The organism is Occallatibacter sp., from assembly GCF_036502485.1.
GTDB lineage: Bacteria > Acidobacteriota > Terriglobia > Terriglobales > Acidobacteriaceae > Telmatobacter.
The window spans coordinates 17,447-41,355 of the sequence record NZ_DASXYM010000095.1 but is presented as its reverse complement, the minus strand read 5'-3'; the positions used below and the strand labels follow the sequence as shown (position 1 = coordinate 41,355).

The 23,909-nt window shown below is 58.8% G+C and carries 21 protein-coding genes; 15 read left to right on the top strand and 6 right to left on the bottom strand.

The annotated features are described in order from the left end of the window. From VGL22_RS13500 to VGL22_RS13485, 4 genes are all read left to right on the top strand, one after another. Nucleotides 1-2,022 (top strand): response regulator, encoded by a 2,022-nt coding sequence (locus tag VGL22_RS13500; RefSeq protein WP_465267454.1) that lies wholly within the window; start codon nucleotides 1-3, stop codon nucleotides 2,020-2,022. Further along, nucleotides 2,019-3,161, top strand: coding sequence for a chemotaxis-specific protein-glutamate methyltransferase CheB (cheB, locus tag VGL22_RS13495; protein ID WP_465267453.1), 1,143 nt, complete (start codon nucleotides 2,019-2,021; stop codon nucleotides 3,159-3,161). The genes VGL22_RS13500 and cheB overlap by 4 nt, the downstream gene beginning before the upstream one ends. 14 nt (nucleotides 3,162-3,175) lie before the next feature. Next, entirely contained in the window at nucleotides 3,176-5,233 is a 2,058-nt protein-coding gene (locus VGL22_RS13490) for a response regulator (protein WP_465267452.1), read from the top strand. A 149-nt stretch (nucleotides 5,234-5,382) separates the two neighbouring features. Continuing rightward, nucleotides 5,383-6,858, top strand: coding sequence for a hypothetical protein (locus tag VGL22_RS13485; RefSeq protein ID WP_465267451.1), 1,476 nt, complete (start codon nucleotides 5,383-5,385; stop codon nucleotides 6,856-6,858). Nucleotides 6,859-6,914: 56 nt separating this feature from the next. On the opposite strand, the gene VGL22_RS13480 is transcribed toward VGL22_RS13485, so the two are convergent. Together VGL22_RS13480 and VGL22_RS13475 are read right to left on the bottom strand one after the other, a co-directional pair. After that, nucleotides 6,915-7,457, bottom strand: a complete 543-nt coding sequence (locus VGL22_RS13480; protein ID WP_465267450.1) for an FtsX-like permease family protein — start codon at nucleotides 7,455-7,457, stop codon at nucleotides 6,915-6,917. 90 nt (nucleotides 7,458-7,547) lie between these two features. Further along, nucleotides 7,548-7,910 (bottom strand): ABC transporter permease, encoded by a 363-nt coding sequence (locus VGL22_RS13475; protein WP_465267449.1) that lies wholly within the window; start codon nucleotides 7,908-7,910, stop codon nucleotides 7,548-7,550. A 57-nt stretch (nucleotides 7,911-7,967) separates the two neighbouring features. Here VGL22_RS13475 and VGL22_RS13470 point away from each other — a divergent pair, with 57 nt between their 5' ends. Next, a complete protein-coding gene (locus tag VGL22_RS13470; RefSeq protein WP_465267448.1) occupies nucleotides 7,968-9,278 on the top strand; it encodes an alkaline phosphatase family protein in 1,311 nt (436 codons plus the stop codon). Nucleotides 9,279-10,145: 867 nt separating this feature from the next. Here the strand turns inward: VGL22_RS13470 and VGL22_RS13465 are convergent. Further along, a complete protein-coding gene (locus VGL22_RS13465) occupies nucleotides 10,146-12,818 on the bottom strand; it encodes an ADOP family duplicated permease (protein WP_465267447.1) in 2,673 nt (890 codons plus the stop codon). 3 nt (nucleotides 12,819-12,821) lie between these two features. Beyond that, nucleotides 12,822-13,157: a PadR family transcriptional regulator gene (locus VGL22_RS13460; protein WP_465267446.1), complete on the bottom strand. Its 336-nt coding sequence runs from the start codon at nucleotides 13,155-13,157 to the stop codon at nucleotides 12,822-12,824. A gap of 526 nt (nucleotides 13,158-13,683) precedes the next feature. Between VGL22_RS13460 and VGL22_RS13455 the strand changes: the two genes are divergently transcribed. The 10 genes from VGL22_RS13455 to VGL22_RS13410 all read left to right on the top strand — a co-directional run bounded on the left by VGL22_RS13455 (nucleotide 13,684) and on the right by VGL22_RS13410 (nucleotide 19,993). Continuing rightward, nucleotides 13,684-14,085, top strand: coding sequence for a helix-turn-helix domain-containing protein (locus VGL22_RS13455; protein WP_465267445.1), 402 nt, complete (start codon nucleotides 13,684-13,686; stop codon nucleotides 14,083-14,085). Beyond that, nucleotides 13,982-14,335, top strand: a complete 354-nt coding sequence (locus VGL22_RS13450; RefSeq protein WP_465267444.1) for a cupin domain-containing protein — start codon at nucleotides 13,982-13,984, stop codon at nucleotides 14,333-14,335. The genes VGL22_RS13455 and VGL22_RS13450 overlap by 104 nt, the downstream gene beginning before the upstream one ends. A gap of 161 nt (nucleotides 14,336-14,496) precedes the next feature. After that, entirely contained in the window at nucleotides 14,497-14,763 is a 267-nt protein-coding gene (locus tag VGL22_RS13445; RefSeq protein WP_465267443.1) for an NAD(P)-binding protein, read from the top strand. Then, on the top strand, nucleotides 14,672-15,946 hold the full coding sequence (locus VGL22_RS13440) for a phytoene desaturase family protein (RefSeq protein WP_465267474.1): 1,275 nt from the start codon (nucleotides 14,672-14,674) through the stop codon (nucleotides 15,944-15,946). The genes VGL22_RS13445 and VGL22_RS13440 overlap by 92 nt, the downstream gene beginning before the upstream one ends. Continuing rightward, nucleotides 15,943-16,422 (top strand): glycosyl-4,4'-diaponeurosporenoate acyltransferase CrtO family protein, encoded by a 480-nt coding sequence (locus VGL22_RS13435; protein ID WP_465267442.1) that lies wholly within the window; start codon nucleotides 15,943-15,945, stop codon nucleotides 16,420-16,422. The genes VGL22_RS13440 and VGL22_RS13435 overlap by 4 nt, the downstream gene beginning before the upstream one ends. Then, nucleotides 16,419-16,742, top strand: coding sequence for a hypothetical protein (locus VGL22_RS13430; RefSeq protein WP_465267441.1), 324 nt, complete (start codon nucleotides 16,419-16,421; stop codon nucleotides 16,740-16,742). The genes VGL22_RS13435 and VGL22_RS13430 overlap by 4 nt, the downstream gene beginning before the upstream one ends. Before the next feature lie 142 nt (nucleotides 16,743-16,884). Then, nucleotides 16,885-17,094, top strand: coding sequence for a hypothetical protein (locus tag VGL22_RS13425; protein WP_465267440.1), 210 nt, complete (start codon nucleotides 16,885-16,887; stop codon nucleotides 17,092-17,094). A gap of 75 nt (nucleotides 17,095-17,169) precedes the next feature. Further along, nucleotides 17,170-17,586 carry an ABC transporter permease gene (locus VGL22_RS13420; protein ID WP_465267439.1) on the top strand — a complete coding sequence of 139 codons (417 nt, stop codon included), beginning with the start codon at nucleotides 17,170-17,172 and terminating at the stop codon, nucleotides 17,584-17,586. Then, nucleotides 17,556-17,927 (top strand): hypothetical protein, encoded by a 372-nt coding sequence (locus VGL22_RS13415; protein WP_465267438.1) that lies wholly within the window; start codon nucleotides 17,556-17,558, stop codon nucleotides 17,925-17,927. The genes VGL22_RS13420 and VGL22_RS13415 overlap by 31 nt, the downstream gene beginning before the upstream one ends. A gap of 311 nt (nucleotides 17,928-18,238) precedes the next feature. Then, on the top strand, nucleotides 18,239-19,993 hold the full coding sequence (locus tag VGL22_RS13410) for an FAD-dependent oxidoreductase (protein WP_465267437.1): 1,755 nt from the start codon (nucleotides 18,239-18,241) through the stop codon (nucleotides 19,991-19,993). Nucleotides 19,994-20,157: 164 nt separating this feature from the next. Here VGL22_RS13410 and VGL22_RS13405 read toward each other — a convergent pair whose 3' ends face one another. Then, the gene (locus VGL22_RS13405; protein WP_465267436.1) at nucleotides 20,158-21,429 is read right to left on the bottom strand and encodes a hypothetical protein; all 1,272 of its coding nucleotides are present in this window, start codon (nucleotides 21,427-21,429) and stop codon (nucleotides 20,158-20,160) included. Further along, on the bottom strand, nucleotides 21,426-23,849 hold the full coding sequence (locus tag VGL22_RS13400) for an Ig-like domain-containing protein (protein ID WP_465267435.1): 2,424 nt from the start codon (nucleotides 23,847-23,849) through the stop codon (nucleotides 21,426-21,428). Before VGL22_RS13400 ends, VGL22_RS13405 begins: the two co-directional genes overlap by 4 nt. Between the last annotated feature and the right edge of the window lie 60 nt (nucleotides 23,850-23,909).

The window sequence follows — 23,909 nt, the reverse complement described above, 5'->3', positions numbered from 1 at the left end:
ATGTCGCAGGATCTGAGCCGCTTCTTTCAAGTCGAAGCTGAAGATCTGGTCGCGAAGATCGCGTCCGCGCTGGACCGCGCCGATGGGGAGATCATCGACGCAGAGACGCAGCGCGATTTGCGTCGCTGGGTCCATACGCTGAAAGGCGCTGCCCAGGTGGTGCGGCGCGAAGAGATTGCGCGCTCCGCGCACGAGCTTGAAACAGCGATGGATGGCCTCGCAGAAGAAGCCAGCCATGAGACCGCCCGCGAGGCGGCATTGCAAACCGTCAACACAATTCGTCAGATCCTGTCCGCCCCACAGATGCATGCTGGACCCTCAGAAGGGGCCGCAGGCGCGCCCGCAGATCCGGGTCGACCAATCGAGTCACTCCGCGTCGAACTGGGCGATCTCGACCGGCTGCTTCAGACGATTAACGAGTCGGCCATCCTGGCCCTCGGGATTCGACGCAGCGTAAAACCCCTCGCACGCGCCCGGGAACTGGCCGCCATGGTGCGCCGCGAGTCGGCGTCCGGAAGCTCGCGGAGTCTTCAGCATGTGCAGACCCTTGCGGATGAGATCGAAGACGTGCTCGCTGACATCCGACGCGACATCGACAACTCCCTCGCCATGGTTCAGCAGGAAGTGGAGGATTCGCGTTCGCTTGCAGAGCGGCTTCGCCTGGTACGGGGACAGACAATCGTACAGGTGCTCGAACGCGCGATGGCGGCTGCGGCCTCCGGATCAGGCAAGCTGGTGAAGCTCGAGTCGCGCGGTGGAGAACTCGAGTTCGACGCCCACCAGCTCATCGGAATCCGCGATGCCCTGATCCAGATCGTGCGCAACTCGGTCGCACACGGAATTGAATCTCCGGATACACGCACCTCCCAGGACAAATCCGCCACGGGGACTGTCCTTGTTGCGTTCCAGCATCAGGGGTCGCGCAGTGTGATCTCGGTGCACGACGACGGCCGTGGAATCGATTTCGATGCGCTGCGGCGCATCTCTGTCGAGCGAGGCTGGCTGAGCACGAGCGCGGCACAGGCGGCGAGCCCGGAAGCACTTACGGATGTTCTTTTGCAGCCCGGCGTGACCACCTCAGCTTCGGTGAGCATGCTCTCAGGAAGAGGCGTCGGGATGGACGTGGTCAGCCGGACCGTCGCGAAATTGAAGGGCGAGCTGCGCATCAGGACGAAGCGAGGAGAGGGCACAACCTTCGAAATATCTCTTCCCGCATCTTTGAACGCTCTGCCTGCTCTGATCGTATCGGCGGGGGGGCGGCAGTACGGCATACCGCGCGATTCGATCGTGAGAACAGTGTCTGTCAACAACCTGGAGCGGCTGGGTCGCAGCTTTGTGCTCGACGGACGAACCATGCCAATGGTCCACCTTGCAACGCTGATGGGTGTGGAGACGGGAGATGCAGTTGTCGCCGCAGAAATCGCGGCCCGGCCGCAATCTTTTCTGCTCGGTCTGGACGGCATGCTTGGTATCCGGCAACTTGTGCTCCATGCACTACCGGAGTTTCTGGAACTTGAGCCCTACGTCGTGGGTGCGGCCGTGGACGCCGACGGCCACGCACTACCCGTCGTGAATCCTCTTCTGATGGGGTCAAACGTCAACCAGCACCTGAGTGCCCGCAGCGAAGCCGTCTTCGCAGGGCCGCAGGCGCTGCCCATACTCATCGTGGACGATTCCCTGACCACCCGTATGCTTGAGCAGAGCATCTTTGAAATGGAGGGCTACAACGTCGAGCTTGCCAGTTCCGCAGAAGAAGCGCTCGCAACGGCACAGGAACGGGCCTTCGGATTATTTCTCGTAGATGTGGAGATGCCCGGGATGGACGGTGTGGCATTCGTGGAGCACATTCGGCGCGATCCTGCGTTGCGCGACATACCGGCAGTTCTTGTCACCTCGAAGGGAGCAGCCGAAGACCGCGCAAGGGGACTGAAGGCCGGAGCCCGCGACTACATTGTGAAAAGTGAGTTCGACCAGCGGTATCTCATCCGGCGGGTCAGGGAGTTGATTCGGGTGGCTCAATGAAAAGAATTCGTGCACTGGTTGTCGAAGACTCTGCAACCATTCGCAGATACCTCGTTGGAGTTCTGGCGGCGTCGTCGGAGTTTGAGGTTGTGGGCGAGGCAGAGAATGGACAACAGGCAATTCGATTATGCGAATCGCTGCGCCCTGATGTGGTCACGATGGACATCATGCTGCCGGTGATGACCGGCGTGGCAGCTACTGAGTACATCATGGCGTGGTGCCCAACACCCATCGCTATCGTCTCAGCGTCGGTCAATCGCGGGGAGGCGCTGCAGACTTATGACGCGCTCGCGGCCGGGGCCGTTGACGTGGTCGAAAAGCCCACAGCAACCGAGTCGCGTGAACAATGGGAGAAAACATTCCTGTCGCGGGTGCGCACTGTTTCGCGAATCAAGGTCATCACACATCCTCGCGGTCGCCTCAATGGCAACAGTTCCGGGGCGCCGCGTCCTCTTCTCGCACGGGGGCAGGTTCAGCCGGCTGGAGCGCCATTTGCCGTCAAGCCGATTCCCGGGACGTCCTTGCCTGCAAACTGGCCGGATGCCTCAGTCCGCTGCATCGCCATCGGCGCCTCCACCGGAGGCCCTGCCGCCGTCGCAGACATCCTCAAGGTGCTTCCCGCCGATTTCCCGATTCCCCTGCTGCTGGTCATTCATGTCTCGGATCAGTTCGCATTTGCACTCGCGGAGTGGCTGAGCACCCAATCCAGGCTGCCAGTACGCTTCGCACAGGACGGCGAATCGCTTCCGCAGGTCGGGAATCCCGGCGTTCTGCTGGCGCCGGCCGGCCGGCACCTGATCATCAGCGGGCAGAGTATTCGTCTCGTCAACCGGCCCGAACGGCATTCCTGCCGGCCATCGGTGGATGAGTTGTTCGAGTCGGTCGCCGTGCAAATGCGTCCCAATGCCGCCTGCGTACTGCTCACCGGTATGGGTCGCGATGGCGCATCGGGCCTGCTGCGGGCGCGTGAAGCCGGATGCTTGACCATCGCCCAGGATGAGGAGACGAGCGTAGTCTTTGGAATGCCGGGAGAGGCCATCAAGCTGGGGGCCGCCGCACTCACACTGCCTCTGCAGCAGATTGCCCCGATGCTGATTACCCTGAGTTCGCACATCCAACTGAAGGGAGGATATGTCTGAGAACCTTCGTTCTGGTGATTGACGACAGTTCGACCTTCCGGGAGTATCTTCGCAGCGGCTTACAGGATGCGGGCTACGATGTGCTGACCGCCGAGACAGGCGAGCAGGGGCTTGCCCTCGCGCAGAGCAGCGAGATCGGTGCCTTTATCGTGGACAATGTGCTGCCCGGAATTGACGGCGCATCGGTCGTGCGACGTCTTCGCCAGCAGGTGCGCCACCGCCGCACTCCATCGCTGCTGCTTACCTCCTCTACCGATCCTCGCCACGAGTTGAACGCCCTGGAAGCCGGGGCAGATGCCTTCGTGCTGAAGGAAGAGAGCATGGAAGTGTTGCTGGCGCGTCTGGCATCCGCCCTTCGTTCGGTTGGGGCTTCCATCTACGACTCGGTTCCACAGGGCGACCGCAGGCCTCCCTCGGTGTTGTTTGTGGATGCGTTGAAAGACTGGAGCGAGCCGGTAGCCGCTGCCCTGCGACAGGAAGGTGTGGACGTTCGCGCCGGAAAGTCCGAGGGGATCGCTTCCCATCCGTCCGATTGCATCGTTCTCAGTGTGAGCTCAGTCGCAAGCGCTAGCGACCTGATCGCAAAACTCAGAAAGAGGGATGTTCCTCGATCCCCAAGGATTGTGCTGGTGGGGGAATCGCAAAGCCGCACCGAACTCGTGGATGCGATCGCACTCGGAGCGGACGATTACCTGCCCAGCAGCGCGGGCGAAGCGGTGATGACTGCGCGGCTGCATGCGCAGCTTCGGCGCAAGCAGCTCGAAGACGAGAATGAGATCGCGCGCGAGAATCTGATCCGGCATCGCATGGAACTGGAAAACCAGACGCAGTTGGCCGCCGCTCGCGCTGCCATCGCTGAGGAACTGCGGGCCGCCCGCGACATTGCAGAGAGAAAGGCGCGGGAGGCCGAAAACCTCCTGGCCCAGAATGACGCGGTGTTTCGCAGCATGGCAGATGGGCTCGTTATTGTGGACCTGAACGGAGGAATCATCCAGGCGAATCAGGCGGCCATGAACATCTTCGGCGTCTCTGAACCCGCACATCTCGAGCGCATGCTCGATCCGAACAGTGCTGCCGCGGAACTTCGGACTCTTGCAGGGGAGATTGTGCCACCGTCTGAGTGGCCGTTGTCCCAGGCATGCCGGGGCGTCTCAATCAGCAACCTGGAGTTGCAGGTTGTACGTCGTCAGGGCAATTCGCAGTTCCTCGCCACCTTCAACGCGGTGCCGGTCAGAGATCGCGAGGGGACACGGATCCTCGCTGCACTTACCTTCCGCGACATCACTTCTCTGAAGCGGTCTGAAGAGATTCTGCGCAAGACCGAGCAGCTTGCAGTCACAGGACGTCTCGCCGCCAGCATCGCTCACGAAATCAACAATCCCCTTTCCGCCGTTATGAATCTGCTCTTTCTTGCAGAATTGGACGCCCGCGACAATCCGCACACTGCGGAAATGCTGGACAAGGCGCAGAAAGAGCTCCGCAGGATTGCCGACATCACGCGCCAGACGCTCGCCTTCTATCGCGATTGGAACCGGCCGATCGAGACTGACGTGTCCGCCATGGTCTCTGACATTGCAGACATGTTCACCGTGAAGCTGCGCGTTGCGGAGATGGAGGTTCAACTTGAACTGGATGCCTCCGCTCAGCCGTGCGTGTATCCCGGAGAGTTGCGGCAGGCGATCAGCAACGTGCTGTCCAATGCGATTGAGGCTTCTCCTCGCGGCGGCACTCTGCGCGTGCGGGTCAGAAACACGGTGAATAATGGCACTCCTGGCGTTCGTATCACCATCGGAGACTGCGGACACGGCATTCCGCGCACCTTCTACTCCGAGATGTTCCAGCCATTCTCTTCTCTCAGGGGAACCAATGGAACGGGTCTGGGACTCTGGGTGACGCAGGCCATCATCGTTCGGCATGGCGGAAGCCTTCGTTTCCGCAGCCGCACCGGCGTGCCTTCCGGCACAGTGTTCACCATGTTCGTTCCTTTTGTGCCATTGAACGCTCGTGCCTCTGACACTATGGGCAACCTCTTCCGTGACCTCGGGCGCGAACTGCTGTCCCCCGGCCGCTGACGCCATCGGCCGAAACTGTCGCGACCGAAGCGGCGGCGCTTTTCATCCCATTCAGAGCGCCCCGGTCTGATGATTGATTCGACCGTGTTGTCGCCATTGGAGAGGCACGGCAGCTTCAGCGTAGAAGCGGAATTCGAGAAAGCGAGACGATGCGATTATTTCTGATCCTGTTACTCCTGTTTTCGGCTTTTTCAGATGCTCAGGAAGAGCATAAGCACCCCGTACCTGAAGAGCTGGGAGCCGTCTCGTTTCCGACATCTTGTCAACCTCACACGCAGCGGGAGTTCAATCGGGCGGCCGCTCTCCTGCACTCTTTCGCTTACTCCACTGCCGAAACCGCGTTTGAAACGGTGGCTGAACAGGATCCTCAGTGCGCAATTGCCCATTGGGGCATTGCGATGACTCACTTCCACCAGCTATGGGACCTGCCGCCTTCGCCCTCCGATACTTCTGCCGCCCAGAAAGCACTCAGGCATGCTGCGACGCTAGAAGAAGCTTCCCCACGCGAGCGTGCTCTCATCGACGCACTGAGCTTCGTGTTCAACGACGCTGACGTCGTGCCATTCAGCGCACGTGCATTGAAATACGAAACCGCGATGCGTGAGCTTGCGGCAGCAAATCCCAGCGACGTCGAAATCCAGGTGTTTTACGCACTGGCTTTGATCTCCAACGCTTCCCCTTCTGACAAGGAACATCGAAGGCAGAAGCAGGCCGCCGATCTGCTCGAACCGCTTTATCGCCAGTTTCCGAATCACCCCGGCATCGCTCACTACCTGATCCATGCCTGCGATAATCAGGAACTCGCGGCGAGGGGTCTCCCGGCTGCCAGAGCCTATGCGATGATCGCGCCATCAGCCCCGCATGCCCTGCACATGCCTTCGCATATCTTCACAAGGCTTGGACTATGGGATGACTCGATCACATCGAACCTTGCCGCAATGAGCGCCGCACAACAGCAAGGCGATATCGGCGAACAATTGCATGCAATGGATTATCTGGTCTACGCCTACCTCCAGCGCGGACATGACCGGGACGCCCTCCGCGTCATTGATGAGCTCAACAGGATGCAGAATCTCGAGCCAGGCTCCTTCAAGATCGGGTATGCTGCCACGGCCATGCCCGTCCGGTATGCAGTCGAACGACACCAATGGAGCGATGCAGAGAAGATCAACAATCCCGCAGATTCCGCCCCGCCTCAGGTGGTCGCAATTTCTGTGTGGGCTCGCGGTCTTGGTTTCGCTCACAACAGCCACATTCAGGCGGCGGACAAGGAGACCGAGACACTGCGCCAAATCGAGGGAAGGCTTCGCGCCTCAGGGAACGGCTATTGGGCGAGTCAGGTCGGCATCATGAGACGTGAAGACCTGGCCTGGTCGGCTCAGGCTGCGAACAGACCCAGGGAAGCAGCTGACCTGATGCGCGGAGCGGCCGATGATGAGGATAGGATTGAAAAGCTGCCGGTGACGCCGGGGCCCATCATCCCCGCGCGCGAACAACTCGGAGATCTGCTGCTGGAGCAGGGCGATGTCAGTTCGGCATTGAAGGCATTTGAGCTCGCGTTGGCAAATGCTCCCGGCCGGCGAGGAGCACTGCAGGGGATCGTCCAGGCTAAGCGTTCTCACTGACAGTGCGACATCGCGAACGCACTCAGTGAGATCGCCATCATGCGAATTCCCTTGCTCTATTCCACACGCAGAGCTTGCACCGGGTTGATAGAGGCAGCACGGCGCGCCGGTATCCAACTAGCTACAGCGGCAGCCACCAGGAGAGTCGCAACGGAACCCGTCAGCACCAAAGCATCCGCCGATTTCATTTCGTACAACTGCGAGCGTACGTACCGCACACAGAACATTGCAGCGGGTACGCCAAGCGAGAGGCCGAGAAGCGTCTGCGCGATTGCCCCACGCATCACCATCGCTGTGACCTTACTCCTGGCTGCGCCCAATGCCATGCGAATGCCGATCTCCGGCGTTCGCCGCGCCACCCCATACGCGGTTACCCCATACAGGCCAAGGGACGCCAGCAGCAGGGCCAGCGCGCCGAACAGCGTCGTCAGCCGCGACAGCAGCCGGTCCTGGCCGAACTGCTCGGCGATCTGGTCCGTGAACGTCTGGGACCTCACGACACTAAGATTCGGATTGATTCCGGCCAGGGTCTTCTCCGCAAGTTGCTCCATCGATGGAACAGGCCGGCTCGTCTTCAGCACAATCGCACCGGCGCACATATTCTCATCCTTATCAATCGGGTAGTCGGCGCTGAGTGGCCGCTGCATCCGTGGGACAAAGTACATCATGTGGTCCGACCAGGTGGCGCTCTAGTAGGCAGTATTCTCTACCACGCCGACAATTTCCCAGTCGCCCGCCGCTTTTTCGTCCCAGCCGAAATGCTGCCCGATGGGATTCTCCCCCGGCTTGAACATCTGCTTTACAAATTCCTTGTTCACCACTGCTACGTGTTGAGAGTCTGCTGTGTCAGCGGCTCGGATCCCACGTCCCATTACGACGCGCGTCCCTACGGAACTGAAGTGCTCTGCATTTGCTTTAATGAAAGTCGCGATTGCGTTGTTATCTGGCTTGCCCTGGATTTTTGCTGCAAGATTCGGCGCCCGCTCGGCGAGATTTCCGCAGGCAAACCAACCAACCTTCTTTGTTGTCCATCCATTTCGATAGGGAAACATGCCCCGCACAGGTAAGAAAGACGAGACTGCGTGCGGTTGGCAAGAAGGCTAATCTGTATGCACAAGATTTCGCGACGCGGGTTCGTGGGCACATTGGCCGCGGCATCGTTCGCCAGGGCAGCCAACGCTGGCCCTGTCTCGTTCGTTCTCGATGACGAGAGGCGCGCGCTGCCTTCGCCGCAGAACTCCGGGATAGAACACGTAGTTCTGGTCGCGATGGAAAATCGCTCCTTCGATCACATTCTGGGCTGGCTGCCGCATGCAAATGGGAAACAGGCGGGCCTTACGTACCTCGACAAATCAGGCCGTCCCCATCCCACGTACCATCTGACGGATTACCAGAATTGTGCGTTAGCCGATCCGGACCACTCCTATGTCGGCGGTCGTATCCAGTTCGACGGCGGCAAGTGCGACGGTTGGCTCAAGGCCGCGACAAACGATTCGTTCCCGATCGGATATTACGAGGCCAAAGACGTCAGCTTCCTAAGTCAGGCCGCGCCGCACTGGACTACATGCGATCACTATTTCGCCGCTATTCTTGCGCCCACCTATCCCAATCGTTTCTACATGCATGCAGCGCAGACAGATCGGCTCGATCAAAGCACCAGGGTGTCGACGCTTCCGACCCTTTGGGATCGCCTTGCCTCGGCCGGAATTGACGGCCGATATTTTTATAATGACATTCCGTTCACAGCACTGTGGGGAGCGAAGTACCTGGGCATAACTCATCCTTATGTCGAGTTTCTAGCCGCTTGTGAGACCGGTATGCTTCCGCAGGTTTCCTATGTCGACCCGCGATTTATCGATGAGTCCGGCGGCACGTCAAATGACGACCATCCTCACGCTGATATTCGCAATGGCGAGGCATTCCTCAATCAGGTGTATACAGCTGTGGCGACCAGCCCCGCGTGGCAAAACACCGTACTGATTATCACCTTCGATGAGTGGGGTGGATTTTTTGATCACGTAGCTCCCCCGCTGGGACCGATTCCTGCGGCAGATGCTGCTCTCGGGAGCGACGGGCGCCTGGGATTCCGGGTGCCCGCGTTGATCGTCTCACCCTTCGCGCGCAGACGGTTCGTGGCCCGGCGTGCGTTCGACCACACGTCGGTGCTGAAGCTCATTGAATGGCGTTGGAATCTGGCCCCGCTGACTGTGCGTGACGCTGCCGCGAACAATCTGGCGGCCATTCTCGACTTCGATGAACCCAACATGAGCGCTCCCGCATTCAGAGTACCGATCGGTCCGTTTGGAACTGTATGTGCGTCCGGATTGACCCCTGCTGTTCCGGGAGGCACCAACGAGCAGAACGAGTGGTCCCCAGTTGAGAGCCTGGCAAGGCAATATGGTTTCCCAACTGCTCCGTGACCTCGGACTCGTGGCGCCGGATTACTGCCGCAAATCGGTTCGCCTTAAGCGACCCCGGCGGAGGAGTCTCAATTGAGGCGTACAGGGAGAGGCACTCATCGAGGTTAAATTGTCCCTATTCCGGATCGCGGCTGTCTAGGAGCACATGATATTGCCGGTGATCCACTTGGCTCTGCAGTCGCCGACGCGTCGAATGAGAACCAATGGCGCACCTTGTCTCACAAGAAAGGTTAGGCCGTCACGACATACTATGCAAACAATGGCGGCGTCGCTTAGGAAGATGCCGCGTCGAGCAACTCCAAGGACTAACCCAGGGGTACACGACTTCCATACGCGCCCGGTGAATGGCACCTCAAGTTTCTTGTCGAGCTATATCGGTGCATGCCGGCACCCAGCAAACAACGGCGAGCAGCAAAGCGAAAACGCCCAGGCTGTTTCGCCGGGGCATCGGCTGGCGGAAATTCCAATCAATAGCAGGCACGTGACTGCAGGCCCGGCCGACTGGTGGAAACGCAACGTGCGACGAATGGGCATGGTGAAGATAACCGGGATGAGGACGGAACTGCCACTGTTTCGTTGTCGACAACAGGACCTTCGGGCAGAGCATCGGCTATTCCCACAGCGATGCCGGCTTGTTTCGAGAGGTCCTTGACAGTTGTCTGGAATGTCGAGCGGGCAAACGTTCATCCATATGGGTTCGCTCTGAACGACGGGTGGCAACGGACAAGGCATAGGGGCCGAGTGTCCACTTGGACGTAAGTCTCCAATCGCAACTTGTGACGAACCACGTAAATCTTCTTGAATCAAGAGAGCGCATCGCCCTTTCTTGTCAACCGCGGTTCGGGAACCATGCAGATCAACCGCTAGCTATTCGGTTCGCAGTGTCCGTATTGGATCAAGGCGCGAAGCATACCAGGCTGGAACGAGGCAGGCCGCAATAGCAACGAACAAGAGCAGTCCAGCCACGGCACCAAATACCATGGGATCGAGCGGCTCTGTCTCGTAGAGCATGCTGCGGATGAGTCGAACGACGACCGCGCTCGCGGGCAAGCCGATCAAAAGTCCCGCCATCGCCGGCTTGAGGCCGTCCAACAGCAAGTGACTCAGCAAGGCTTTGCGTTGTGCGCCAAGCGCCAGGCGGATGCCAAACTCAACCATCCGTTGGGCCACCAGATAGGCCAGCACGCCGTAAAGCCCTGCCGCGGCGAGAACCAGCGCGATGATGGCAAATGCCATAACCAGAATCGCATCGAATTTCGAGTCGATCGTGCTCTTGCCTATAGCCTCTCGCAATGTCATGACGTTCGAGACCGGTAAGTCCGGGTCGAGTTGAGCGACGATCTTCTGCACGGGAATTGCCATCGAGTCCGCGTCATGGGCGGTTCGCACCACAATGGTCGCAAAGTTGTAGCCATTGCCGTAGATGGGCCAATACAAGGTGGGATTGGGCGGTTTTGCCACATTCCATCGCACATCCCCGACCACGCCGATGACGGTCCATACGCCGCCTTCATCGATCGTCCTGAGATGCTTTCCGATGGGGTCTTCGCCGGGAAAATACTGTTGGGCAGCGCCACGGCTGATGAGCACAACGTTAGCCCGATCGCCGCGCTCATCGTGGTTGAAGGTGCGTCCTTTGAAGATCGGAAGCCCGATTGCCGAAAAGTATTCGGGATCGACGCCGCGCAGCATGAAATCAAGTCCCTGGCCCTTCAGCAGGGGCGGATGCTCGACGATGCTCATGAGATCGTCGCCGTTCCATCCTTCGCCCGGCGCCTCGCTCACCAGGCCGGCGGACGAGACGCCGGGCAGAGCGCGGACTCGGGCGATGAGCTGCTCGAAAAATGCAATCTTCTGTTCACCCTGCTTATAACGAGCATTGGGCAATCCCACACGCAGGGTGAGAGCGTTGTCGATCGGGACGCCGAGATCAGAAGAGCGCAGATGCTGGAAGCTTTTGAGCAGAAGTCCTGCGCCGACCAGAAGCACAACTGTCAAGCCTACTTCCGCAGTCAGGAGGAGACGCCGCAGCAGCGCGCGCGACCTTCCGCCGCTGTGCGAGCGAGAGCCCTCCTGCAATCCGGCCAGTATATTGCCGCGGTCCGCGCTTTGAGCGGAGATGAGGCCGGAAAAGAGGGTGCAGAGGGAGATGACGGCCAAAGTAAATGCCGCAGCCACACCATCAAAATGAATAGCCTCTATGCGATTCATGTCATGGCGGGCATGAACCAGCCACGCAAGCGCTGCCCAGGCCAGCAAAATGCCGAGCGCGCCCCCTGACACTGAGATCAGCAGGCTCTCGATCAGGCGTTCGCGTATGAGGCGCATGCGGCCGCCTCCCAAAGCGGCGCGAACAGCAAACTCCTTGTTGCGCGAGGCGGCGCGCGCGACCAGAAGGCCGGCGACATTCATGCAGGCGATGAGCAGTACGCATCCGGTAGCGCCCTGTAGCGCATAAAGCGGTGTTTTGTAATTTTGCACGGCATCGTCGAGCATGGTTCTGCTGATGGCGCCAGGGTGTACGGCGGGTTCAGGATGAGCGGACTTGATTTGCTTCTGCAAGGCGTCAACACGCGCCGCAAGCGTGGCCAGCGAAACACCCGGCGCGAGGCGTGCAATGACCAGGAACTCGTGATCTCCATAGGTGTTCAGCAGAGCAGCCGGCGCCTCATGTCTCACTGGCGTCCAGATCTGGTCGGTGGCGCCTCCAAATGCTCCGGAATAGACGAAGGTGGGAGGCAGGACGCCGATAATCGTATGCGGTTTGTCATCGAGCCAGATGGTCTTTCCTGTGATGGCCGGGTCAGCCCCATAACGGCGCTTCCAAAAGCTCGCAGTGATCATGGCCGTAGCCGGCGCGCCCGGCCTGTCGTCGTCCTGGGCGAAGGCTCGTCCCTTCATGGGCTGCACGCCGAGCAGCGAAAGGAAATTGCCGGTGCACCATGCCGCTTCTACTGCTTCCGGCAGCTTTCCCCCTTCGCCGGAGACGTTATATCCCTGAAAGGGAGAGACAAGGGCCATCTGTGCGAGGGATTGCGTTGACCGTTGCCACTCCCAGAAGCTCCCCGCATCTACAGGAAGCCATGGAGCGGGATGCTCTTCACCGTTGTCTGCCTCATAGAGCAGAGCCAACCGGCCCGGATCGCTATACGGGAGGGGCTTGAGCAGGACGCTGCGGACAACCGTAAACAATGCAACGTTCGTTCCAATGCCCAGCGCCATCACCAGGATGGCAACGAGCGTGAATCCGGGTGTGCGGCTCAAGGTCCGCATCCCGATGCGAAGGTCGTGAAAGAACTGCTCCAGTCCATTCCAGTTCCAGGTTGCTCTTGTCTTGTCCCGCACGAGTGCCGCATTGCCCAGTCTGCGCAAAGCGACAAGTCGAGCCTCTTCCGGACTCATTCCGCCGGCGACGTTGAATTCAATCTGCCGATCAAGGTGGTCGCGGATCTCGTCGTCGAGTTCCGAGTCCAGGCGGTTGCGATGAAACAGCGCGCGCACCCGCAGCGGTATGGTGTAGATCCACTGTTCCAGTCGCATCGCTCAGACCTCCGTAAGCCGCAAGACGCCGGAAATCGCTGTCGAAATGCGTTCCCAGTTTGCCGCTTCTTTCTCAAGGTATTTGCGCCCGAGTCGCGTCAGAGAGTAAAACTTCGCCCGTCGATTGTTTTCGGTCGGCTTCCATTCGGCATGAATCCAGCCCTGGTTTTCAAGCTTGTGCAGAGCGGGGTAAAGGGATCCGTCGCTCACCTGCAATACGTCGCCAGATACCTGCCTCAGCCGTTGGCTGAGGGCCCATCCGTGCAGCGGCTCAAGAGCGAGAATCTTGAGAACCAACAAATCCAGGGTGCCCTGGACGAGGTCAGAAGGTTTGCTCATGCGCGTTCCTCTCGGTTACCGAGCGATAATAGCCCACCTCCCCTCGGTAAGCAAGGGGAATTTCTTCCATTTGGCCAAAAGATTTGCGCTATTGGCTTGAGGACAAATCACTCGTCCCTACCGAGCCAACGTCAGATAACGGGGTTGAATTTTGAACCGCGGCGATTTTGCGATCCACATTGCCGTAAAGGCGTTAGCCCGTCGACTGAGAACAAACCGGCGCGTCGAATTTCACAAGGGAGGCCAGGCTGTTTGAACGGCAATTTGCAGTGCCTGCCTCGACTCGGTCGGACAAGTGGTCGCGCAAGCTAACCTCAGCAGGAGTGTCAGAGAAAACCATTCCGATCACTGATCCGCGCTGGCGGGATGGTTCTAAAGGATGTCGTCGTACTTGATGGCGAGATATTCGCGCCAGTAGCCGCGCAAGGTCGCTGCACCAGCGAGGCGACCAAGAGCAGGCGAGACGCTGCTTGACATATACGCAACGGGTTTTGAGTATGAGTAAACGAGGTACCGTAGCCTGCGTATGTCCGCCAACCGAGAACGTTTGCCCATGAACAAAAAAGCGAAAGGCCTGGGTACTGACGCCGCGGTAGTTCAGGAATCACTGCGACCGTACGCCATTGCGGACAAATTGCGCACCCTGCGTCTGCGCCACAGCATGGGCCTTGCGCAACTCGCCGAGCACACAGGCTTTTCGCCGGCCATGTTGTCACGCCTCGAAAATGGCCGGCTCGTCCCCACGCTTCCGACGCTCACCCGCATTGCCCTGGTCTTCAGCGTGGGGCAGGATTACTTCTTCAGCGATCCAAGGAAGCGCCAGTGTGGTCGCGGTGATACGGCGCGAGGAGCGCAAATCGTTTCCGTCAGACCCCAAATCCGATCCGGTGCCGTGGCACTTCGAAAGCCTCGACTTCCGCGTGAATGAGCGCAAGCTGAATGGCTACCTGGCAAACTTTCATCCGTTGCCGCACGATAAACTTGCACCCCACCATCACCCCGGAGTCGAACTGCTTTACCTCATCGAGGGGAAACTCGAAATAGTTATCGGAATTGAAACATTCGAGCTTTCGGCGGGCGATTTCATCTACTTCGACGCGATGCAGAAGCATAGCTATCGTAGCCTGGTGAGGTCGTCCTGCACGGCAATCGTGGTGACCACAGGATCGCCGCGCTAGAATCCGCTCGTATCGGCCGAACCTGCGCGACCGGAACGCGGAAGCCGGCATGGTTTACTCGCACGCAATAAGTGATGGATTGTTTGCGTCTTAGAAAATCAATTCTCGTCCCGAGCCTCTGATCAATCCATTTCCTTTTCCTCCTCGCCTAAGGTCGGGGAATGAGTTATGACCGCAAGAGCGGCAAGAGCCGGAGCATCATCGTAATCGGAGCGGGACCGGGCGGGCTCGCGACATCCATGCTCCTGGCGCAGCGCGGATTCCGAGTTCGGGTTTTCGAAAAGCAGGATGTGATCGGCGGCCGCGACCGTCGGCGGCAAGCTGAATCACCTTCAGATGCAGGGATTCAGCTTCGACCTGGGACCGTCAATCTTTACGCTCCCGCAAATCTTCCGGCCCGTGTTCGAAGGAGACGGCAAGCGTCTTGAAGACTACATTACCCTCGAACGCGTCGATCCGCAGTGGCGCAACTTCTTCGAGGATGGAGTCGTTGTCGACCTTTGGGAAGACCCTAAACGGATGAGTACCGAACTGGCGCGCTTTGGGCCGAACGTCTTTGCGGAATATACGGAGTTTCTCTCTTATTCCCCCCGGCAATACGAAGTTGTGGAGCGTGGCTATCTCAACCGCGGGCTCGACACATTGTTTCAGTTCCTGCGCTTCTACGGATGGCGCGACGCGCGCGGACTCGACTATTTGCGATCGATGTCAGGCAGCATCTACAAGCGCTTAAGCAATCGCTACCTTCGCCACATCTTCGAGTACTTCATCAAGTACGTGGGCTCCAGCGCACTCGATTCCCCCGCGTTTATGAATCTGATTCCGAACATTCAGATGCAGTTCGGACTGTGGTATGTCTCGGGCGGCGTGTATCAGCTCGCGCGGGCGTTTCGCCTTGATGCCGACACCTGGTTCCTCGATGGCGGCTTCGACAGAATGATGTCGTGCTGGTTGCGGGAACGCGAGCCGCGCCTCGTGCTATCCCTGCTCCCTCATCACGAAGTTCAGGCGGTCTACGAACAACTTTCGCTGTTCTTCAACATCCTCATGGCGGCCGGCGCCGGAGGATTCGGTGTCCTGACGCCGCCGCGGCTCTTCGGCCACTCTTTGCTCATCTCCAGGACCACCTACTTTGGTGCGGGCGGACACGCAGCGGTCTCCGGCGTAGTGCTTGAAAACCTCCGCTGGGCAGGCAAACTGCGCGCCTGCGGAGCGCGCATCCGCTGCCTCGGCGGCCGCGGCACTCTTCATATGCGCATGTTCCCTGCGGGCTTCCGGCAAATGTCACAGAGCTGGGAGAAAGCTTTCGTCCAGGGCGCGACGGACTCGGGGGCTCTGGTGCTTACCGTTTCAACGGTATGGATCTCCGCCCTCTGGTCGACCACGCTGCTGCTCATCTATCCGCGCCCACACACGCTCCGCATCATGGCGCTTCTCTACCTGCTGCTCAGCGTGCAGCTCTGGTGGTTTGCTCGCCGGCTGGGAACATACCACATCCTCACTGCTCTTCTGTTTCCTTTTCCGCTCGCCTACTACTGCATCGTGTTTGGGCGCTCCGCGACGCGAGCCGCTCTCGGGCGCAAAACTCTTTGGAAAGGCCGCGAAGTGTGAGCGCAATCGTATGGGCGGCAAACCCGCTGGGCTGGCCTTTCATTCACCTCTTCATTGGATATGTTGCTCTGCGGCTGCCCTCGTCTCTCTTCGCCCACGACACCTGGCTCACTGCCCCGCGCCGCCGGGAACGGGACGGCCGCTTCTATCGCGACTGGCTTGCCATTCGTCGTTGGAAATCTCTGCTGCCTGATGGCGCCCCCTGGCTCGGAGGCCCCGCGAAGAAGATGATCTACTCTCGCAATTCTTCTTACCTCGTGCGCTTCCTGGTTGAAACCCGCCGCGCGGAAGTGGCGCATTGGGCCATGCTCTGCTGCCTGCCCATCTTCTTTCTCTGGAACCCGCCGTGGGCTTGCTTCGTCATGGCTGCGTATGCCCTGGCCGCTAACCTCCCTTGCATTGCGGCTCAGCGCTACAACCGCATCGCGGTCTCCCGCGCAATCCGCAATGTGCACGGCGCACTTACCTGCCCATGAATCCGCCCAAGCACATGCACCAGTCCGAGCCCGTGCGTCGCCGCTATCTGTTGCAACTGGTGTGCGTGCCGGATCCGCAGCGCGAGACCTGTACCTACGCCGCCCGCATCCGGCCCTGGACCGCGCGCACCGGCGCACAGCACAAGGCCCGTGAACGCAGCTTCGCCGACGACTGCGCACTTATCGCAGCCGTCAACCCGCTCCTGCCGCCCGGATCGGACGTCCGCGACATCTTCGACCACATTGAAAGCCCAAACGGATTCTTCTACGTTCTCCAACTCACGAGTCAGCAGGCGCAGCAGCTGGGATGGCGTGAATGAGAATCGGGGCAATCCACTATCGATTTCTGGAAAATTCCCTTTGGACATTCCAAATGTGTGGCGGTATGTTCTGTGCAATGGCCAAAGGAGAGACCTTGCGCGCAGATTCATCTGAAGTTTTGCAGGGCAGCGGACCGAGCGCGTGGAGAGTTTTCAGAATCATACACTGCTGTTTCTTCCCAACCTCCTCTTGGATCTCAGCTTCGGCCTCCGCATGTTATGGAAGAGCCCGGCATTCACGGCGATCGCGATGCTGATCCTGGCGCTGGGAATTGGGGCGACGTCTGCGATCTTCAGCTTGATTCAGGGTGTGCTGCTAACCCCGCCACCCTATCTGAACCGCAACAGTTGATGCTTATTCAATCCGTGCGGACGGACGGGCGAAAGATGGACAGCCCCGACGCTGGGCAGCGCAGCAGTGAATGGAATGGAACGAAAGGTGGGATCGTTTCAGGGAATTGCGGGCTATGGCTGGGCTTTCAATTTCCTGATTCGCGATGACGGCAGCCAGTCCACGCAGGGCATGGAGGTAAGCAAAAACTACTTTCGACTAATGGGCCTTAGGACAGCCCTCGGGCGCGGCTTCGACGATTCGGACTTCGGGCAGGTACATGTTCAGTCAATCCTGCTCGGATACGAGTTCTGGCAGCCTGCGTTTGGCGGCGACAAAGAGATTATTGGAAAGACGGTGCGCATCAGCCGCTGGGAGTCGCCACCAGTTGTGATCGGAGTAACGGAACCTGGAGTGCGACACCCTCGCCAGGAGCGGCCAAGGAGCCGAATTACGACGTCAACGCGACGGTGGATATGTGGGTGCCGGCCGATCCAAACCCGAAGTACCTGAAGGATCCGTATTGGAATGTGGTGGGCAGGTTGCGGGATGGAGTCACTCAGCAGCGCGGCCTGCAGGAACTGGCCGCAATCACGGCAACAGAAGGCAATGAAGAAAAACAGTTTGAATGGTTCACGCCGCAACTGGAGCCACTGACGGATGAGATGAACCGCAAAAGGATAGCGACAAAATCGCTCTGCCGATGCGCGCGGTCACGCCTGATTACTTCAAATTGCTGGGATTGGCGCTCATCGATGGGCGGGAATTTCGATCGAATGACGATGAGCCTGCTGGGCGCCAGCAAGGCGCGCCGGAAGGGTCGATTCTCTGGAGGGCCGCTGCGCTGCGAATAAATCGTGGCACAATAGGACCTATCAGACTTTGTACTGTCTGGCGATTCGATCTCTCGAGGCAGGCGGAAAGGTTTATTCCGCCCATGCAGATGTCAGGCTTCCGCCATCGACGCGAGACCTGAGCATCGACTACATTCCAGCCCGCATCCGCCTATACCTACTTTTTACCTGACAGTCTCTGGCAGCGGGTGCGCCGTCTTTTGCGACTGGAGCGGGATGGGTTGTTGAGGTCTCGGCGAACGGCGCATGATTCGTGGCTCCAGAGTAATGTTGGCTACATACCATAAAGTTGGCTAGCTGGAGGGCTAAAGATGGCGAGCAGAAGCGGAGATTTGCAGGCAGCAGCTGTGGCCGCGTCACCCGACAAAAATGTGATCGAGTGGTTCGGACCTGAGTTCCGCTCGGATCTTGCGTTTCCCATTTTGACGGAAGATCAAGTGGAGCGACTGAAGAGTTACGGCGAGGAATTGCGGATCCCGGCACACAGCGCTCTCTACAAGCAAGGCGATCGGCTGATCGACATGTTTGTGGTGCTGGAGGGCGGTGTCGACGTGTCGGTTCCCGGACCAGATGGCGCAAACCTCGTCTATGGAAGACACCGTGCGAATAGTTTCACTGGAGAGTTTAATCTTTTGAATTCACAGAAGGCGATAGTGGGAGCTTCCACTGTCATGGACAGCCGAGTTCTGCGGATCTCGCGGGGTCAGCTTCAAAGGCTGATGCGTGCCGAAGGAGACATCGCGAACCTCATTGTTCAGGCTTCGATCTGGAGACGAATCGGCATTATCAATGCCGCATCGAGCGGCGTAACGTTGAAGGGCATGCAAGACGATGCCGCGACGCTAACCTTGCAGCGATTCTTCACGCGCAACAGCTACCCCCACCAGATCGAGTGGGTGTCTGTGATTGACGTCGGAACGTCCAACGGTAAACGAGACTACCCACAGGTAATATTCCCGGACGGCCGAGTCCTTATAAGGCCGGAGATACCCGAGCTCGCCGACGAACTGGGTATCACCGAGTTGCCTGAGCCCGACAAGATCTACGATGTCGCCGTGGTGGGCGCCGGGCCGGGCGGTCTGGCAGCCGCCGTGTATGCAGCGTCAGAAGGTCTGTGTACCGTGGTGCTTGAGGGGATTGCGCCGGGCGGTCAAGCTGGGATGAGTTCCAAGATTGAGAACTATCTCGGATTTCCTACCGGATTGAGCGGGCAACAATTAGCGAGCCGGGCTCAGCTGCAAGCACTCAAATTTGGCGCACACTTTGCAATTTCTCGCGACGTGATAAGTATCGAACCGTGGAACGGAATTCACAGGCTGGTGCTGGCCGGCGGCATTGCGGTGTGCGCACGCGCGGTGGTGGTGGCCTCGGGTGCTCAGTATCGCCGACTGGAGTTGGAGAACTACACCAGGTACGAAAACCAGGGGCTCTACTACGCTGCGACTCCGATGGAGTCGCTATTGTGCCGGGACCAGGAAGTGATCGTCGTAGGCGGGGGAAACTCGGCCGGACAGGCCTCGCTGTTTCTGTCGAGTATGACGAAGCATGTGCATCACATCATCCGTCGGCCGACATTAGGCAGCACGATGTCGGAGTACCTTGTATCGCGCATCGAGAGCTCTTCACGGATTACGCTGTATGCCGATTCCGAGATCACGGCGCTTGATGGCGATCCCCGGCTTGAATCCGTAACGTGGGCGAACAGAAAGACCGGGGAGTCGACCCGGAGGCACGTTGGGAATGTGTTTGTCATGATTGGCGCCGAACCGAACACCGGTTGGCTGTTCGGCACTGTGAAGCTAGACGGCAAGGGTTTCATTCTCACCGGGGCAGGGTGTGGGTTTGAAAGCACTCCTTACGCAACAAGTGCCCCTGGGATCTATGCGGTGGGGGATGTGCGAGCGAGTTCCGTCAAGCGTGTCGCGTCTGCGGTGGGCGAGGGGTCCGTCGTAATCTCCGACATCCATCGCTATCTTGCGGATTTGAGCAATCACTTGGGAGCCGATCCGGATTCGACTGTCTCAGCGATGCGACTGGCCACGCCCTCGAAACACAAGAAGTTGTAACTGCCCCTATTTCGGCTGCATGATCCCCTAAAGGTCCGTTCATCAAACGGAGATGATCTGCATAGTGACCGCGTTCCGAACACATCGGGGTACAAGAATCGGGTAAGTCCGAGCCGAGCGCTTCGTAAATGTCTTTGCCCGTAGTCTTCTCAATGCCGGTGCCGCTAGAACGAATAAGAGACTCCCGCCAAGGGCACGATCTTAGCCCGAAGGCCAGAGTCGTCCAGTTTGACTGTTGCATTGACCGTAATGAGCAGGTTGTTCCAAGGATTCATTTTGACGCCGACCGCCAGATCGTTGGAATTATACGAGCCATTCACCTTGACGATAGTTGTGAACGTCTTCGGTACCCCGGCCACCTGCACGGTGATAGTCCGAGGCACGGACACTTGGGGAGCGTTGAAGAACTCGCGCCCCAGCAGGTCTCCTACAATCGTCAATCGCTTCGTCGCCCCGACGTCCACACCTAGGTTATAGGTGAAAAAGCCAGGCAAAAGCTGCTGATGGCCGTCCGCATTCGTATTGAGCACGGAGTGACTGTTCCATTGATAGGCCAAATGGGCGTGGGGGCTGACGCGGCTACGTGCCGACGCGACGACAAAAGGGTTCAGCCCATATGCGCCTGTCCCAAGATAATCTTCCGCCTCACCGGTGGGGAACCGGAAGTCGCCTCCCACAGCGACGTTGTACTTCTCCCTTTTCATGACTTGATCTTTGAGCTGTAAGACGACGTCTTCCACGCCGGCTGCAGCACCTGGGATGTATTCAGAGAAGGTCGCCGTTGCCGACGTGGTTGTGCTGTATTCCGCACCTGCCGCACTGACCCCCATGGACACCCGGCCAAATGGCACTGCTGCCGAGATGTTCAACTTATCCGTCAACCCATAAGTCCCCAATCCGACATACTGATCTTCCTGCACGGCGACGCGCGTGACGGGAACGGTGATCACCTGCGGTTGATCCACGGTCGGAAAATAGAAGACGATGGGGAGCTTCTTCAGGCTGTTTCCATCAATTGTGCTGAAAGCGAAGCGCTGGTACGTCGCGGAGAAATACGCAGTTCGTCGGGGAATGGTATCTGCGCGTTCGGAGAGAATGGGGCCAAAGCTGGCTTGAATTGGCTCGATTACTCCGGCCGAGCCCAGCCGGAACAGAAATCCTGACGCACGAGACGGAAGCGGCAGTTGCGTGATTTGGGTGCCTAATGCCGTGTTGAAGAAGTTGAAGGTCGAGGCCGTGGTGTGGAAAACGGTGGGAATGAGGCAAATGAGCTTTTGATTTCCACACGACGTCTGCGAGGACGCGCACCCGGCTGCAGCCAGCACGCAGACGAGCAGTATAGACCGGAAGACGCCCGAAAGATAATTCTCCGTGTGATTTTGCTCCAGCGCGTGGTCGACGCGGCAGCAGATACGAAATTTTGCAGAGTGTCTCATTGAGTCTCACTCACGTCGATGGGAACAATCAGAGAGAGTTGAACGAAACCGTCTTCATTTGGGTCGACCGCTTGGTCGACGATCGTTAATTGGTAGTTGCCTGCAGGCGTAGCGTTTGAAGGTTGCGCCGGAGGTACTTTGAAACCTCCGCCGCAATCCTCCAGGAACGGGCTCAAGCACAGGAAGAGGACACACACCCAAATTCGGCGCCGACGGAAGACAAACAGAAGTGCGATACATCCAGGCAGGCACAAAGCGACCAACAGCTGGCTTGTGCCTCGATGAATCTGCGCTGCTGCCTTCCCGATCGTCGTCACTTGCAGTGTGACAGGAACGGCGGCCCTGGAGAGGGTCACAACCGGTGGAATCGAACTGCAGGAAATGCCGATCGACGAAGCCTGAACGACGGTGCCATCCGGTTCTGTAGCGGTGGTGCAGACGAACTGGACCTGTTCAGGTGGATGCTTCGACGGGGAGGCCAGATATACCGTGAAGGTCGAGCTCTGGCCCGAAAACACCGGAGGAATGAGCGAGGCGGTGATTACCTCTGTCGGATAGCTCAGGTTGACCGAAAGGCCGAGTTGATCGATTGCACTCACCTGGATGTCATAGAGACACGGCAAGGCGGGACCGCCATTGCATGTCTGCGATGGACTTGAATAGGTGTGGGTCGGATCGAATACCGGCCCGCTTCCGGTCGAGACCGCCCTCTGATCCGACCAAGCCACCGTCACGGTTGTCGGCGAGCCCTGCGGGTCTGTGCAATTGGCCGCCGCGCGAACCGTGTAATTCGTCATAAACTTGGAGGTCTCGGTGCCCTGCATCGCCAGTGTGCAGGTGGGCGGGGAATTCACAGCGACAGTGGCGGTGTTGCTATCCGCCTGACCAGCCGTGTTGGTGACTCGTACCCAATAACTCGTTGTCACAGCTGGTGTCACCACGAGAGATGACTCCGTCGCACCCTGCACAAGGTTGGCAGTATTGCCGCTGTTTCCGGTGTACCACTGATACGAGAGAGGTGGAGTTCCTGTGGCCGTAACACTCAACGTAGCCGGGGTCCCATTGGCGACCATCGTGCTGCCCGGTTGCTGTGTGATGCTCGGTCGGGTGAGCGGCTTCACCGTTACCGCCGCAGTACGACTGGCGGCTGCGCCGTTTGCAACGACGTTGTTCACCCGCACCCAGTAGTTAGTCGTCACGGTCAGCGGAGGCGTAGTAAAGCTGGAACCTGTCGCGTTCGGCACCGGCGTATTCGTGTTGCCGGACGCGCCCTGATACCACTGGTAAGCCAAAGGCGGCGTCCCGGATGCCGCCGCGGAAAGAGTCGCCGTCTGCCCGTACTCGATTGTCTGATCCGCAGGCTGGGTAACGATTCCCGGCTCGATAGACGGCATCGCTGCGATTCCGACCGGGGAGGTTGCAGCGTCGACTGTGGCCGTTACGGATCCAGTGCCGGTGTCGACGGCGTACACCGTGTCGGCAATCACATACACCGTGTTGCCGTCGGCCGTGATGGTGAGAGCATTGGGATCCGTCCCTGCAGCGATTGTTCCAACGTAGGAGAGAGAGCTCAGGTCGAATTCGAAGATGTTGGTTTGTCTTTGGCTGGAGAAAAGATTGGGAGCTGCCAGGAAGATTTTTCCCGAAGGAGCAATCGCAATTCCGTTCTCTGAAGCGGCCCCGATGGTGCCCGCGTACGCGTCTGTTTCCACGTTCGTCACGGTGTTAATGAAGGCAAGTCCAAGCCGCTCCTTTATATCGGAAACAGAGCGAATAAGATATGTTCCGTCGGAACTTACAGCAATCGCGGCGTGCGAGTCGAAAACTCCTCCAGCAACCCGAGTTTCCGAGACGAGTTGGGCGGGATTGGAATTCGCCCGGTATTTGTGTACACACGGATGCGGCGTGGCACTGCCAACCAGGCAATCCGAGGCGACATACGCATAGACGCCGTCCGGACTGAATGCCACCGAGATCAGTTGCTCATTGGCCCCCGCGTCTATTCGATTGGGGGCCGCGCTGCCCTGCAGGTCAATCACCTCTATGAAGTTGCTGAGGGAGACACTGCTGGGCGGTGCCGTCTCCATCACCCACGCCTGGCTGCCATCCGGAGAGATCGCGATCTGGTATGGCTGAGCGCTTAGACGGGTTGGAGCGACGTTGCTGCTCAACGTGTTCGTCAGCGTGTCGATTGCCTCGAGAAAATATGCGGGCGTGGAACTAGAATTGTCGGAATAGGCGAAGTAAGCTAGCGCATTATCAGGGGTGACCGCAATCGCGTCAGGGGGAGCAGAATCCGACGAATACGCGATCTCGCCGTTCGATGTGATCACCTTGTTGTTGCTTGAATTGAAGACTCCGATTCCTTGGAGTTCTCCGTCAAGAACATAAACGCAGGGATAGGTCGAGGTTTGCGGCACACATCCTGGTGTTTGCCCCGCGGCCGCGGCGGACACGTGCAGAAGGGCCGCAGCGAATAG

What these genes read in the sequence shown, in the direction of transcription:
- VGL22_RS13500 (WP_465267454.1), top strand. Translation starts at nt 1, where the DNA reads ATGTCGCAGGATCTGAGCCGCTTCTTTCAAGTCGAAGCTGAAGATCTG.
- cheB (WP_465267453.1), top strand. Translation starts at nt 2,019, where the DNA reads ATGAAAAGAATTCGTGCACTGGTTGTCGAAGACTCTGCAACCATTCGC.
- VGL22_RS13485 (WP_465267451.1), top strand. Translation starts at nt 5,383, where the DNA reads ATGCGATTATTTCTGATCCTGTTACTCCTGTTTTCGGCTTTTTCAGAT.
- VGL22_RS13480 (WP_465267450.1), bottom strand. Translation starts at nt 7,457, where the DNA reads ATGTGCGCCGGTGCGATTGTGCTGAAGACGAGCCGGCCTGTTCCATCG.
- VGL22_RS13475 (WP_465267449.1), bottom strand. Translation starts at nt 7,910, where the DNA reads ATGTTTCCCTATCGAAATGGATGGACAACAAAGAAGGTTGGTTGGTTT.
- VGL22_RS13470 (WP_465267448.1), top strand. Translation starts at nt 7,968, where the DNA reads ATGCACAAGATTTCGCGACGCGGGTTCGTGGGCACATTGGCCGCGGCA.
- VGL22_RS13465 (WP_465267447.1), bottom strand. Translation starts at nt 12,818, where the DNA reads ATGCGACTGGAACAGTGGATCTACACCATACCGCTGCGGGTGCGCGCG.
- VGL22_RS13460 (WP_465267446.1), bottom strand. Translation starts at nt 13,157, where the DNA reads ATGAGCAAACCTTCTGACCTCGTCCAGGGCACCCTGGATTTGTTGGTT.
- VGL22_RS13455 (WP_465267445.1), top strand. Translation starts at nt 13,684, where the DNA reads ATGTCCGCCAACCGAGAACGTTTGCCCATGAACAAAAAAGCGAAAGGC.
- VGL22_RS13445 (WP_465267443.1), top strand. Translation starts at nt 14,497, where the DNA reads ATGAGTTATGACCGCAAGAGCGGCAAGAGCCGGAGCATCATCGTAATC.
- VGL22_RS13440 (WP_465267474.1), top strand. Translation starts at nt 14,672, where the DNA reads ATGCAGGGATTCAGCTTCGACCTGGGACCGTCAATCTTTACGCTCCCG.
- VGL22_RS13430 (WP_465267441.1), top strand. Translation starts at nt 16,419, where the DNA reads ATGAATCCGCCCAAGCACATGCACCAGTCCGAGCCCGTGCGTCGCCGC.
- VGL22_RS13420 (WP_465267439.1), top strand. Translation starts at nt 17,170, where the DNA reads ATGGAACGAAAGGTGGGATCGTTTCAGGGAATTGCGGGCTATGGCTGG.
- VGL22_RS13410 (WP_465267437.1), top strand. Translation starts at nt 18,239, where the DNA reads ATGGCGAGCAGAAGCGGAGATTTGCAGGCAGCAGCTGTGGCCGCGTCA.
- VGL22_RS13405 (WP_465267436.1), bottom strand. Translation starts at nt 21,429, where the DNA reads ATGAGACACTCTGCAAAATTTCGTATCTGCTGCCGCGTCGACCACGCG.